Below are 13,484 nucleotides of genomic sequence, written 5' to 3'. Positions count from 1 at the left end.
GGCGCGCCATGCCGTCGATGCATCTCGCGCTCTACCTCACCGATGCGGGCATCCATCTGGGCGGCTGGCGCCATCCGCGCGCCGAGCGCGTGCCGCCGCTCGACCTCGGCTGGTACCGGCGGCTCGCCCAGGCCGCCGAGCACGCCTGCCTCGACCTGCTGTTCATCGCCGACAAGCTCGGCCTCGACGACATCCACGGCGGCGACTTCACCTCCACCGTCGAGACCCGCGCGGTCGGCGGCCATCCCGAGCCGATCACGATGCTGTCGGCGCTCGCGGGCGCGACCGAACGCATCGGCCTCGCGGGCACGGTGTCGGCGAGCTACGCCCAGCCCTACACGGTCGCGCGCCAGCTCGCGAGCCTCGACCATCTGAGCGGCGGGCGCGCGGCCTGGAATGTCGTGACCTCGGTCAGCGACGGCGAGGCGCGCAACCACGGCCGCGATCGGCATTACGAGCACGCCGAGCGCTACCGGCGCGCGGCCGAGTTCATCGAGGTCGTGCACAAGCTCTGGGACAGCTGGCAGTCGGGCTGGGAAGTGATCGACAAGGCCGCCGGCCGCCACGGCGACGCGAGCCGGCTGCGCGCGATCGACCACGCGGGCGAGTTCTTCCGCGTGAAGGGGCCGCTCAACCTGCCGCGCCCGCCGCAGGGCCGGCCGGTGCTGGTACAGGCCGGCGTGTCGGGCGACTTCCGGCGCGTGGCGGCGCGGCATGCGGAGATCGTCTTCACCGTCGCGGCCGACGAGGGCAAGGCGCGCGCGGCCTATGCCGAATTCAAGGCCGAGGTCGCCGCCGCCGGGCGCGATCCGGCGGCCGTGCGCGTGCTGCCCGGCATCGTCCCGATCGTCGGCGAGACCGAGCGCGACGCCCGCGACCTCGACCGCGAACTGCGCGAACTCGTGCTGCCGCGCGCGGGCCTGAGCTTCATGTCGGCGAGCATGAATCACGACCTCGCCGCCTACGACCCGCAGGCGAAGGTGTTCGATTTCACCGACCGCATCACCGGCAGCAAGGGGCGCTTCGAGCCGGTCGTGCGCCGCGCCGCGGCCGAGGGGCTGACGTTTGCCGAACTGGGCAAGTGGTATGGCGAGAGCCTGTCCTTCCTGGCGCCGGTCGGCACGGCGGCACAGGTGGCCGAGCTGATGGCGCGCTGGTTCCGCGACGGCGTGGCGGATGGCTTCGTGGTGCTGCCGGCCTTCATGCCGGATGGCGCGCGGGACTTTCTGGCGGGCGTGGTGCCGGAATTGCGGGCGCGCGGGGCGTTCCGGGAGGGCTATGCGGACGCGCCGACCCTGCGCGAGCGGCTGGCCGCCCGCGGCTGAAGCCCCGGCCGGCCGCCGCATGCTCAGCAGCCGCAGCCGTACAGGAACTCGTCCACGAGAAACAGCCGCCATTCGCCGGCGATGTTCACGAACACGATCCGGTAATTGGCCTGGGCCGAGCCGGGATCGTGGATGTCCTGCTGCGAAATGCCGGTGCCTTCCCAGACCAGAAAGTCAGCCACGCCGTCGCCATCGAGATCGAAACTCAGGGTCTCGGCGCTGACGAAACCCGCCGCCGTGAATTTCGACCGGCCGCGCACGACGCTTGCCTTGTCGCGCGGCAGGTCGTCGCGCGAGAAGAAATGGAACAGCCGGTTGCCCGTCGGCGGACGCGCCGCCGGACCGAACACCGCGCGATTGACTTCCGCGCCGGCATCGCCCCAGGCAAAGCCGAGCTTGCAATCCTCGCCATCGGCATCGGTGTCGGGAAAGCGGCCGCCCGGCACCCTGCTCGGCTTCGACCTGAGACTGCCATCACGATTCAGATCGTGGTCGCGCACGTCCGACACGAGCGTGGTTTCGACCGCGCCGACATCCCAGGCGCCGAACAGATAGCCGTCGTTGTAATGACCGGGCTGAATCCATTTCGGCCCGCCTTTCACCACTGCCCGATAGGGAATGCCGAATTTCCAGCTTGCCACTTCGGTCGTGACCGAAGGCGGAAGCAATTGGCCGGCATCGCGGAAATGCGAGTTTCCGACGGTGGGCAATTCGAGCGCCCGAATCAGCGCCACCGGCACCTCGCGCCAGCCCCAGTAGGAATGCAATTCGGTGATGCTTCCACCCTCGGGCGAAAGATCGGACGCCGACGGATTGCGCATGGCGATCTGCTTGATCGACTTCCACGACGCCAGCGGCCGGAAGCGGCCGTCCGGATCATCGGCGCGGCTGCCCGTGACGCCGTTCTTCAGCCGATCCTTCATCGCCTCGAATTCGGGAATCGCAAAGCGCCGGATCTTGCCGAGCCGGCCGGCTTCCTGTGCAGTCTTCTGTTCGGTCGCGGCTTCACCGGGCTTGAGCATCGTCGTCTCGAAATGCTTCCCCGCCGCGAGCAGGCGATCGACATTCGGCTGCAACCAGAATGCCTTGGGCGCCGAATAGGCCGGATTAGGCTGGCCGCCCTGATCGAATTGCGCGCCGACGATGGTCAGCCACACCGGCTCGTCGCCGATGAATCGGCAGGCGACATGGCCGGTCTTGTCCGGCGCGTAATTCACCTCGCAGAAACCGTTGTCGCCGCGACTGCCGAGCAGACGCACCGGCGTGTTCACCACCAGCCGGCCGAGCACGGGGGCGTCGGGAGCGGGGGCCGAGCGCACGTTGACCCAGGAGCCGGTGATGTAGTGCTGGGGCGCCCCGGTGTCGATCGCCCGGGCGGGACCGGCAAGGACGGCAATCGCGAAGCCGAACAGCGAAATGCGCCAGGCAGAGGAAAGCAATACGGACCTCGATGAATGAGTGAAAACGGCGCCGCGAATCAGATATCGATATTCAGATGCCATTGGGCACCGATGCTCCTGGTCTTTTCGAGCACCTCGATGTATTCGGCCAGATCCTCGAGACAGCCCTCGGGCTCCGTCACCGAATCCGGATTGGCCCTGATATGAGCGGCGAGCGTCGTCGCCCAGGTCAATCCTTCTTCGGGCGAGAACCATCGCTCGTCTTCGCCTTCGGGAAGCTCGATGTCGTCGTCCAGCAGGTCGGCGATTTCGTCGGCGGACATCGACAGGTAATCGTCAAAAGTCCTGATTTCGAGTCGCCGACAGAGTTCGTCGATGCCCTCCTCATGAGCGAGGTGCTTTCCGTTGACGAAGGTGTCGAATGCCGGCTCTTCGGTATCGAGGACGATGTAATAGGCAACACTCATGTGATTTTCCTGGAGAAAAGAAAGATCGGGGAGCACCGGATGCCAAGGCGCCGATGTTCAATGCGCCGAATCTGACAAATCTTGATCCGAGCACCATCGATGCTCAGGCAGGTCGCGTCAATCAGGGAGGGCGACGGCCAGAATTGCCTCTGTTGTTGTTTTGACGAACTTTCCTGATGCGGTGCGGTGCCCGGAGTCACTCGGATCTTCCTTGCCTGGCGCTGGCCGCAATAAGCAGCTTCGAGTTTCCCGGCACGGGATTCGAATTCCTTCAGCCGGCTCGCTGATCCGTTCCGGACCAAGAAGCCCGATCGCATGCATCGACGTGCTTCAGCCCCTCGCGGCACCGGCTCCGCATGCCTGACCTTGCCATAAACAGCCTTCATGCCTCGATAACCAAACACCCTCTTCACGGCCGCCGGATGGCCACGGAAGATTCGCCGCAATCCCGCAGCAATCAAGAATCCGATGTCCGCCGATCCTGCCCGTGCCGCTTCGCCCAATTTCCTCGTCCTCATCGCCGATCAGCTCACGCCTTTTGCGCTGCGGCCCTGGGGGAATCGCGTGGTGCGCACGCCCAATATCGACCGACTGGCGACCAGCGGCGCCGTGTTCGAATCGGCGTATTGCCCGAGCCCGCTGTGCGCGCCTTCGCGTTTCGGTCTGCTATCGGGGCTGCTGCCGTCGCGTTTCGGCGGTTTCGACAATGCCTGTGAAATGCCGTCCGAAATTCCCACCGTCGCGCATCATCTGCGCTCGGCCGGTTATCGCACCATTCTGTCGGGCAAGATGCATTTTGCCGGGCCGAATCAATTGCACGGCTTCGAGGAAAGGCTTACCACCGACATCTATCCCGCCGATTTCGGCTGGACGCCCGATTGGCGCGATCCTGATGGCCGGCCTGAGTGGTATCACAATCCGTCATCGGTGATTCAGGCCGGTCCGGCGGTGCGCACCAATCAGCTCGATTTCGATGACGAGGTCGTATTCAAGGCGCGGCGCAAGCTTTTCGACCTCGCGCGCGGAAACGACCGCCGGCCTTTCCTGCTCACGGTGTCGATGACGCATCCGCACGATCCGTACGTGATCGCGCGCGAATACTGGGATCGGCATGCCGATGCCGACATCGACGATCCGAAACTCGGCGCCAACGACATTGCCGACGATGCCCATTCGGCGCGGCTGCGCCGGGCCTGCCAATTCGACATCACGCCGCTCACGCGCGAGCAGATCCGCCGCGCACGCCGCGCCTATTACGGTGCCATTTCCTATGTCGATGACAAGATCGGCGAATTGCTTTCGACACTCGAAGCGACCGGAGCTGCCGACAATACGGTGATTGTTCTGCTCAGCGACCATGGCGACATGCTGGGCGAGCGCGGCCTCTGGTACAAGATGCATTTCTTCGAGCCGGCGATTCGCGTGCCGATGCTGTTTCACGCGCCGGCAAGATTTGCAGCCCGGCGCATTGGCGGCGCTGTTTCGACGCTCGACCTGCTGCCGACCTTGACGGACATTGCCGGCGCTCCGCTTCCGGCCGGTATCGACGGCCGCTCGCTTCTCCCTGCCCTCCTCGGCGCCACGCCTCCGGCCGAAACCTTTGCCGAGTATCTGGGCGAAGGCGCGATCGCGCCGATGGCGATGATCCGCCGCGACAATTTCAAGTTCATCCATTCGCCCGCCGATCCCGATCTGCTGTTCGATCTCGCGGCCGATCCGCTCGAAACCCGCAATCTCGCCGGCGATGCGCATTTCTCGGCACTCGTCGCGCAATTCCGCGCCGAGGCCGGATCGCGCTGGGATTTCGCAGAGCTCGAATCGGCGGTGCTCGCCAGTCAGCAACGTCGCCGTTTCGTGCATGCGGCCGAATCGCGCGGCCAGCGCAGCGCCTGGGATTACCAGCCGCCCGACGACGCCAGCCGCCAATACGTGCGCAGCCACATGGAACTCGATGCGATCGAGGCAATGGCCCGCTTTCCAGCCTGGCAATCCGGCGGCAACTGAAACGACCGCATTCGTCAATGGCTGCGCCAGCGGCCACGCGATCTGACCATCCAGACCAGGGACTTTCCGCCATCATGAATCCGCAATTCCGCCAGCTGCCGCTTGGCATCGCCATTGCGCTGCTGTTTTCGCCGCCGGCCCGCGCGGCCGACGAACCGTCCGTTGTCGAGATCGAGACGGTGACGATCTTCGCGCGTGGCCAGACGCGTCAGGTGCAGCAGCTCGGCGCTGCCGATTTCGCCACCGCCGCGCCCGGCACCAGCCCGCTCAAGCTGCTCGAACGCCTGCCGGGCGTGAATTTCAGTTCCGCCGATCCGGCCGGCGCCTATGAATGGTCAACCAAATTGACGATTCGCGGCTTCAACCAGAATCAGCTCGGTTTCACGCTCGACGATGTTCCGCTCGGCGACATGAGCTATCGCAATCACAATGGCCTGCACGTGAGCCGCGCCATTTCCACCGAGAATCTCGGCCGGGTCACGCTGTCGCAAGGTACGGGCGCGCTCGATACCGCCTCCACCAGCAATCTGGGCGGCACGGTGCAATTTCATTCGCTCGATCCGTCGCGCGAACGCGGTGTGCGCGTCGATCAGGGTTTCGGCAGCGACAATCTGCGCCGCAGTTTCCTCCGGCTTGATACCGGCGAATTCGGGCCCGACTGGCGTGCGTCGCTCAGCTATTCGAACCAGAGCGCTGAAAAATGGAAAGGCTCGGGCAGCCAGAAGCAGCAGCAGGTGAATACCAAGCTCGTCGGCGAAGTTGCCGGCGCGCGCGTGTCGGCCTTCGTCAATCATTCGGCGCGCAAGGAAGTCGATTACCAGGACATGTCGAAGCAGATGATCGGCCGCCTCGGCTGGAACTGGGACAACTATCTGCCCGACTGGAATGCCGCGCTCGCTTCCGCCCGCGGCAACTGGTCGCGCGGCGAAACCTCGGTGGACGATGCCTATTACGCCGGCGCCGGCATCCGGCGCGACTGGCTTGCCGGCGTGACGATCGAGGCGCCGGTAAATGACGCTGTCGTTGTCAAGACGACGGCCTATTACCACAACGATCGCGGCCCGAGCTTGTGGTGGACGCCGTATCGGGCCTCATCGGCGACCGTGCCGGTATCGCTGCGCACGGTCGAATATGCGATCGACCGGGCGGGCCTGCTGTCATCGGTCAATATCGAGGCCGGCGCGCATCAGATCAATGCGGGCGTCTGGTTCGAGCATATCGATTTCGATCAGGCAATGCGCTTCTATTCGCAGGAAAACGGTCCGTCCTCGCTCTATGAAGTGCCGTCCGATCCTGTCGCGACGCGCTGGCACTATCGTTTCGGCACGCATACGGCGCAATTCCATCTGCGAGATGAATACCGCGTGTCGCCGGAATTGACACTCACGGCTGGCGTCAAGTCGCCGCATACCCAAAGCTCGGTTTCGACGCTCGAAGGCGATACCAAGACGGGCTCCATCCGCGCCGGCAAGGCATTGCTGCCGCAGGCCGGCTTCAATTACCGGCTCGATGAGCGCAGCGAGGTGTTCGGCGCGGTCGCGCGCAACATGCGCGCCTTCAAGGGGTCGGCCATGGAAGATTCGCCATTCGCCACCTCGGCGGCCGGATTCAATGCCATCAGGGACGGCCTCAAGCCCGAAACCTCCACCACGATCGAAGGCGGCTGGCGTTATCGCGAAGGCCACACCGAAGCCTCGCTGGTCGCGTATCACGTCGATTTCCGCAATCGCCTGCTCGGCATCCAGCAGGGTTCGGCCATCCAGGGCAATCCGGTCGTGCTGTCGAATGTCGGCCGCGTGGCCTCGCGCGGCGTGGAAGCCGGCGTGAGCGTCGAAGTGGTGCGGCATCTCAACTGGTTCAATTCGGCCAGTTTCAACGATTCGAAATACAAGAACGATTTCGTCGATAACGGCAGTGTCGTCGCGGTATCGGGCAAGCAGGTGGTGGATTCGCCGCGTTTCTCGGCCAATTCGGTGCTCGGTTATGACAATGGCGGGCAATTCGGCAACCTGGGCGCGACCTGGGTCGGTCAGCGGCAATACACCTATCTCAATGACAATCCGGTCGCCGGCCATGCGCTGTTCAATCTGGCGCTTGGCGCGCGCAAGCGCGCGGTGGGCGGCCTGCGCGAGGTATCGGCGCTGCTCGCGGTCACCAATTTGCTCGACCGCCGCTACATCGCGGCGCTGGGCACCAACGGCTTCGTGACAAGCGATCCGGCCGGCACGGCGCAGACGCTGCTGCCGGGCGCGCCGCGCAGCCTCAGTCTCACGCTCGGAGCGCGCTTCTGAAGGCGCGCGGGAGGATCGGCATGAAATGCTTCCCACGCCTTCGACGCGGCGCGGCGGCGCTGGCATGGATCGGCCTCGCGGTGGGGGCCGGTCTGCCCGGCCCGGCCGGCGCGGCGAGCGCGACAGGCCCGGCGAGCGCGGCGAAGGCAACAGGCCCGACGGGCGTGGCGAAGGCAACAGGCGCCGCGGGCACGGCCGCGCCGCCCGCCACCCCCGCCGCCGAGCCCGAAAGCTGCGCGACGGTGCGTCTCGCCTCGCCCGGCTGGGCCGACATCGACGCCACCAACGCGCTGCTCACCGTGGTGCTCAAGGCGCTCGGCTACCGGCCGACGGTGCAGATCCTGTCGGTGCCGATGACCTACCAGGGCCTGCGCGGCGCGCGGCTCGATGCCTTCCTCGGCAACTGGATGCCGGCCCAGCGCGAGCTGATCGAGCCGCTGCTGGCCGACGGCGGCATCGAGCGCATCGCGCGCAATCTTGAGCAGGCGCGCTTCACGCTCGCGGTGTTCGACTACAGCGCCAGCGCCGGCGTGCGCGGCTTCGACGACCTCGCCGCGCATGCCGACGATTTCGGCCGGCGCATCTACGGCATCGAGGCCGGCGCGCCGGCCAACGAGAGCATCAAGCGGATGCTGGCCGATCCGGCGCGCGGCCTCGCGGGCTGGCGGCTGGTCGAGTCGAGCGACGCAGGGCTGCTGGCGCAGATGGGGCATGAGTTCCGCGCGCGGCGGCCGATGGTCTTTCTCGCCTGGGAGCCGCATGTGATGAACACGCGCTACCCCATCAGCTATCTCAAGGGCGGCGACGCCTGGTTCGGCCCCGGCGGCGGTCTGGCCGAGGTGCATACCGTCACGCGGCGCGGCTACCGCACGCAATGCCCGAATGTCGGGCGGCTGCTGGGCCAGCTGCGCTTCAGCGTCGCGCTGGAAAACGAGCTGATCGGTCAGGTGATCGACAAGCGCCTGCCGCCGGAGGAAGCCGCGCGGCGCGTACTGGCGCGCGAGGGCGCGCTGGCGGGCGGCTGGCTCGCGGGCGTGAGCGCCCGCGACGGCGGCGATGCGAAGGCGAAGCTGGCGGCGGCGCTCGCGAACTGAGCGGCGGGCCGCCGCTCAGCCGGCCGCGAAGGCGCTGCGCTCCAGCACCGACGGCCCCCGGCACGCCGCGACGATCCAGTCGCGCAGGTCGGCCAGCGCGCCGGCCAGCGGCCCGCCGCCGGACGCGACGAGGAAGCAGCCGCGCGGCGTGAGCAGCGGCTCGGCATGCGCCACCGCCAGTTCGCCGCGCGCGACGAGGTCATCCACCAGCGGTGCCCAGCCGAGCGCGACGCCATGGCCGGCCACCGCCGCTTGGATGACCATCGAGTAGTCGTTGAAGCTCAGGCTCGACGGCGGCGCGGCGTCGGGCAGACCGCGCGCCGCGAACCATTCGCTCCAGTTCATCCATCGGCCCGGCTCGCGCGCCTGAAGATGCAGGATCGGCGCCGCGCACAGCGCGGCCGCGTCACGGAACGGGCCGCCGTGCGCCGTCAGCAGCGCCGGGCTGCACACCGGCACCACCAGTTCGGGAAACAGCAACTCGGCCTGGCCCTCGGGGCGGCGGGTGGCGAAATGGATCGACAGGTCGATCTCGCGGCGCGCCGCGTCGGCATCTTCCTGCGACGTGACGACGCGCAGTTGCAGGTCGGGAATCGCGGCGCGCAGCGCATGGATGCGCGGCAGCAGCCAGAGCTTGGCGAAGCCGAAATCGGTCGAGAGCGTGACCGGCCGCCGCCCGGCCGACTCGCGCACCTGCCGCGTCGTCGCATGCAGGGCGCGCAGGCTGTCGCGCACGGTGGCGAACAGCTGCTCGCCCTCGCCCGTCAGCCGCACGCCGCGATGCTCGCGCACGAACAGCGGCACGCCCAGATCAGCCTCCATCGCGCGGATGCGATGGCTGACGGCCGGCTGGGTCGTGCCGAGTTCCTCGGCCGCGGCCGTGAAATTGAGATGCCGCGCCGCCGATTCGAAATAGACGAAGGACTGGAGCGGCGGCAGCCGCGGTTCCGTCCGGTTCATGCCTGCCTCGCGCGTCCTGGAGTTGGGTAATGCCGGCGGAAACGCCCGCGCGGCCAGCGGCGTGTGTAGCCGAGGCGGCGCGGAGGGCGAACCAACTTTCGCGGATACCGATATGCCGTGGTGTTGCGGGCGAGTTGGCGGAGCGTCGATTGCGGGAATCGGGCAATTGGCCGAATGCCGTGATCCGGCGGCTAGTCCTGCGGGCGCCTGAATTCGGCCAGCTCTGGCCCGGTCACGCGCAAACGCCACAGGGTTTCCTGTTGCGAAACCTGCGACGGCAATGCCTGCGTTTCGCCGGTCGGAACAAAGCCGGATTTGCGATAGAAGGCAATGGCTCGCGCATTCGAATCGGCAACCCAGGCAAAACATTCGGCGGCCTTCCGGGCGGCAAACCAGTCGACTGCCGCGCCCAGCAAATCCCGCGCGGCCGAGCTTCCGCGAAGTTCCGGATCCACCCAGAGCGCGCAGATGAAGGCGCGACCCGAACCGGAATTTTCAAAAAAGGCGCCGATGGTTCCGGCGGCATCGGCCTCATTGAAAAGCACGAAGGACGTGGAAACATCGGACCGGCTGTGGCGCTCCGCCATCTCGGCGAATGACGCCTCCGGTTGCGCCAATACGTCTCGAGTCTGGCGCCGAATGCATGGGGAGCCTCGGTGAGCGATGCGATGCGCAATCGACGTATCAGCGCGCCGTCGTCCTTTTGCGTGCGGCGGATGTGGATGGCCGTCATGGCTCGCCCGCGATATGCGAATACATGCCGAAGTCCCCCGGCCGGCCCCGGACCACGCGGTAACTGCGCAGCAGCCCTTCGTATTCGAATCCGCAGTTCCGCAATACCGCGATCGAGCGGGCATTGGAGGGCATTACCGTTGCCTGCACCCGGGCAATGCCGGCATGCTCATGCGCCCACTTCACCATGAGCCGCACAAGATGAGTCCCGATGCCTTTGCCCCATATCTCCGGCGCCAGGTCATAGGCGAGTTCGGCGCGCCGATCGGGCGGCCACACCGAATGAAATCCTATTGTTCCCACAAGCAATCCCGACGCGCGCTCCGAAACCGCGAGGCGAAACATGGCTTCCGGCGAGGTGCCGTCCAGAGGCAGCACATGACTGGCCAGATCCTCGGGTGAATTCAGATCCCAGCTCGTATGCTCGAAAACACAAGGCTGTGACAGATACGCATACCAGCGGTCGATATCGGATCTGACAATCGGACGAAGCTCGACGAGTTCGTGATCGGATATTGGCAAGGAATCGTAAAGCACGTCTTGTCCGGCTGGTTTCATTACGCACGCCATGCCTGATAACGTCACTTCAAGGCACGACACCCGATCGCCACCTTACTCCCGATCGATTGCCGATTTCATTGATCCGGCCGCGCGCACAACAGGCTCGGGCAATGAAGGCTGCTGCAATTCCCGCACAAGTCCTGCGAATCCATCGATTGCGGTTATCGGATTCCGGACGGCCGCTTGCGGGAAAAAGCCGTCGCCTTTTGCCGTCCGGAGCTGAAACGCTGAAATCGGCGGTGGCCCGATTCAAGCAAGGGGCCGCGCCATGCCGACCTGGCGTGGCTGCGCGCGTCGACGACCACATCGGGCGGGTGCGGCGCACCCATCGCTTCACGACGGCACGGCATGCCGGCCCGGCGCGGCCGGCCCGCCGCGGGCGGGCACGAACAGCAGCCAGGCCATCGCGCCAAAGCCTTCTAGCGCGGCTTCGCGCAACAGAGGCAGGAGCGGTCCGGCGCAGAGCAGGACCGAGACGCAGCAGGCCGTGCCCGCCGCGAGCCAAGCGAGCCGCGCCATGGCCCGCGACAGCGTCAGCCGGCGCAAGGTGAACCGGCCCAGCATCACGCCGGCCAGCGCCAGCAGCCCGCGCGCGCCGGGGGCGCCGTCGGCCGCCATGCGGATCGCGAACGCGAAATCGCTGCGCCCCGCGATCGCCGACCAGAGCAGGCAGCCCGCGATCCACAGCAGGTTGAAGGCGACCCCGAGTTCGAGCGCCAGCGTCGCTGCCGGCGACCAGCGCCTGACGCGCAGCAATCCGAGGCCGCCGAGCCCGACCCAGGCATTGGCCAGCGGCCCGCCGAGGTCGGCCGCGAGGCCGCCTCCCGCGCAACGGAAGCGGACGGAATTCAGCTCGACGATGGTTCCGCCGCTCGCCGCACAGGCGGCGCCATGCCCGAGCAGTTCATGCGCGGCGCAGGCCAGCGCGAAGGCGAGGACCGCAATGACGGCAACGGAACGGCGAGGGGTCGATTCGGGCATCGGAGCGCGCGGGACGGGAGATCGGCCCGCGGCGCGGCGGCGGCGGGATCAGGACAGGGCGCCGGGCTTCATGCGCTCGCCTGCGATATAGCACCGAGCCGCTCCAGCGCCTCGATCACCGGCGCCGCTTCCGTGCGCAACAGCCAGTCCGGATGCACATCCGCGAATGCAACGCGCCGGCCCGGCCCGATCACCACCACCGTCGGCATCGGCAGCTCCCACGTCCCCGTACCCGTCACCTCGCCGATCGGCGCGCCGCGCGCGAGCGAGGCCTGCTTGGATGGCTCGTCGAATTCATAGGTGATGCCCAGCCGGGTCGCGAGCGCATTGCCCGGGTCGCTCGCGACGAGAAAGCCCAGCTCATGCCGCCGCTTGATCGCGCCGAGCCGTTCCGGCAGCTGCGGGCTCACCGCCACCAGCGTCGCGCCCAGCGCCCGCGCCGGCCCGAGCAGATTGCGCTGGTAATAGGGCAGCGCGAGGTTGCAGGCCGGGCAGCCCTCGAAGCGGAAGAAGATCAGCACCACCGGCCCGTGGCGAAGCAGCGCGTCGGCGGTGAGCGGCTCGCCGTCCACCTCGTGCAACGTGAAGTCGTCGAGCACGTCGCCGGCCTTGACCCAGCGCGCCGGGTCGGCCTCGCGCACGAGCGTCGCGCGCTGGTTGATGTTGATGGCGAGCGCGGCCGGGTCCATCGTCCTTTCACGATGGGCGTGCAGCTCGCGGAAGATCTGGTGCAGCGATTCGGGCATGCGGTTCCTCAGGGATGAACGGGTCGGGCGGGCGCGGACGACCGGCGGCCTCAGTGCGGCAGCGCCTCGTGGTCCTCGATCAGCACCCGCTCCAGCTCGCGGGGGTAGTCGCCGTAGTTCGTCACCGGGTAGTGCAGGCCGGCGCGGTTGTCCCAGAACACCACCGAATGCGGCGTCCACTTGAAGCGCACCTGGAACTCGGGCCGCGCGTAGTAGGCCAGCAGCTCGTCGAGCAGCGCCTTGCTGTCGGCGCGGTCCCAGCCCACGACCCACGGCGACATCGACCAGTTGGCCCAGACCACCTTCTCGCCCGTCTCGGGATGAAGGCGCACGAGCGGATGGGCCACGATCGGGTAGTCATAGCCGACGCGCCTGAGCGAACTCTGGAAGTCGTGCGTGACGTGGAGGCCTTCGATCTTCACCTTCAGCTCGGCGGGCAGCGCCTCGTACACGGCATGGCCGTCGGCCCAGATCGTGTCGCCGCCGGCCGGCGGGATGTCGATGTCGCGCAGCACCGCGCCCCAGGTCGGGCGCGCGAGCCAGCTCGTGTCGGTGTGCCAGCGGCCGGCGGTGGGCGTGTAGAGCTTGCGGTTCTCCTCGGCCGAGATGCGGTGCGACTCGCCCACGTCCTTGCGCACGCGGCTGGTGGTCGGGTGCTCGTAGATCTTGCCGAACTGGCGCGCGAAGGCGATCTGCTGGTCGCTCGTGATCGGCTGGTCGCGGAAGAACAGCACGCGGTGCTTCAGCAGCAGGCGCTTGATCTCGTCGCGCAGCGCGGTGCCGAGCGGCTGGCGCAGGTCGAGGCCCGAGACCTCGGCGCCGATCGTGGGTTCGAGCGGGCGCACGACGAGGTTCTCGACGGCGTTGGGAGTGTCGATGACGCTGGACATGAAGGCTCCTCCTTGGGGATGCCGGACGGCCGA

General features: G+C 67.2%; 12 protein-coding genes. 4 read left to right on the top strand and 8 right to left on the bottom strand.

Translation table 11 applies throughout. From position 1 onward, the window contains the following. Positions 1-8: 8 nt before the first annotated feature. Positions 9-1,325, top strand: coding sequence for an NtaA/DmoA family FMN-dependent monooxygenase (locus H566_RS0113440; RefSeq protein ID WP_211238087.1), 1,317 nt, complete (start codon positions 9-11; stop codon positions 1,323-1,325). Positions 1,326-1,348: 23 nt separating this feature from the next. On the opposite strand, the gene H566_RS0113435 is transcribed toward H566_RS0113440, so the two are convergent. Continuing rightward, positions 1,349-2,827, bottom strand: a complete 1,479-nt coding sequence (locus tag H566_RS0113435; protein WP_245591357.1) for an SH3 domain-containing protein — start codon at positions 2,825-2,827, stop codon at positions 1,349-1,351. Next, complete coding sequence (locus tag H566_RS30050; RefSeq protein WP_028311841.1) at positions 2,803-3,192, bottom strand: hypothetical protein; 390 nt, start codon at positions 3,190-3,192, stop codon at positions 2,803-2,805. Before H566_RS30050 ends, H566_RS0113435 begins: the two co-directional genes overlap by 25 nt. Positions 3,193-3,660: 468 nt before the next feature. Here H566_RS30050 and betC point away from each other — a divergent pair, with 468 nt between their 5' ends. Genes betC through H566_RS0113415 form a run of 3 tightly spaced genes read left to right on the top strand, consistent with a single transcriptional unit; the run spans position 3,661 to position 8,581 of the window. Then, the gene (gene betC, locus H566_RS0113425) at positions 3,661-5,196 is read left to right on the top strand and encodes a choline-sulfatase (protein ID WP_028311840.1); all 1,536 of its coding nucleotides are present in this window, start codon (positions 3,661-3,663) and stop codon (positions 5,194-5,196) included. Between the two features lie 17 nt (positions 5,197-5,213). Further along, positions 5,214-7,487 carry a TonB-dependent receptor gene (locus tag H566_RS0113420; protein WP_084545072.1) on the top strand — a complete coding sequence of 758 codons (2,274 nt, stop codon included), beginning with the start codon at positions 5,214-5,216 and terminating at the stop codon, positions 7,485-7,487. Positions 7,488-7,507: 20 nt separating this feature from the next. After that, a complete protein-coding gene (locus H566_RS0113415) occupies positions 7,508-8,581 on the top strand; it encodes a glycine betaine ABC transporter substrate-binding protein (RefSeq protein ID WP_084545071.1) in 1,074 nt (357 codons plus the stop codon). Between the two features lie 15 nt (positions 8,582-8,596). Here the strand turns inward: H566_RS0113415 and H566_RS25040 are convergent, their stop codons facing one another. The 6 genes from H566_RS25040 to H566_RS0113385 form a co-directional block, all read right to left on the bottom strand. After that, the gene (locus tag H566_RS25040) at positions 8,597-9,541 is read right to left on the bottom strand and encodes a LysR family transcriptional regulator (RefSeq protein ID WP_034411552.1); all 945 of its coding nucleotides are present in this window, start codon (positions 9,539-9,541) and stop codon (positions 8,597-8,599) included. A 191-nt stretch (positions 9,542-9,732) separates the two neighbouring features. Continuing rightward, positions 9,733-10,158, bottom strand: coding sequence for a GNAT family N-acetyltransferase (locus H566_RS25035; protein ID WP_156924424.1), 426 nt, complete (start codon positions 10,156-10,158; stop codon positions 9,733-9,735). A gap of 112 nt (positions 10,159-10,270) precedes the next feature. Continuing rightward, positions 10,271-10,810: a GNAT family N-acetyltransferase gene (locus H566_RS25030; RefSeq protein ID WP_245591352.1), complete on the bottom strand. Its 540-nt coding sequence runs from the start codon at positions 10,808-10,810 to the stop codon at positions 10,271-10,273. Between the two features lie 357 nt (positions 10,811-11,167). Beyond that, positions 11,168-11,815, bottom strand: a complete 648-nt coding sequence (locus H566_RS25025; protein WP_051378725.1) for a hypothetical protein — start codon at positions 11,813-11,815, stop codon at positions 11,168-11,170. 68 nt (positions 11,816-11,883) lie between these two features. After that, a complete protein-coding gene (locus H566_RS0113390; protein WP_034411550.1) occupies positions 11,884-12,561 on the bottom strand; it encodes a peroxiredoxin-like family protein in 678 nt (225 codons plus the stop codon). A 50-nt stretch (positions 12,562-12,611) separates the two neighbouring features. Further along, positions 12,612-13,451 carry a TauD/TfdA dioxygenase family protein gene (locus H566_RS0113385; RefSeq protein WP_028311836.1) on the bottom strand — a complete coding sequence of 280 codons (840 nt, stop codon included), beginning with the start codon at positions 13,449-13,451 and terminating at the stop codon, positions 12,612-12,614. Positions 13,452-13,484 lie beyond the last annotated feature (33 nt).

Source organism: Derxia gummosa DSM 723 (genome assembly GCF_000482785.1).
In the GTDB taxonomy this organism is placed as follows: Bacteria; Pseudomonadota; Gammaproteobacteria; order Burkholderiales; family Burkholderiaceae_E; genus Derxia; species Derxia gummosa.
Note: the sequence above shows the minus strand (reverse complement) of the source record. Positions and strands in the feature narration are given on the sequence as shown.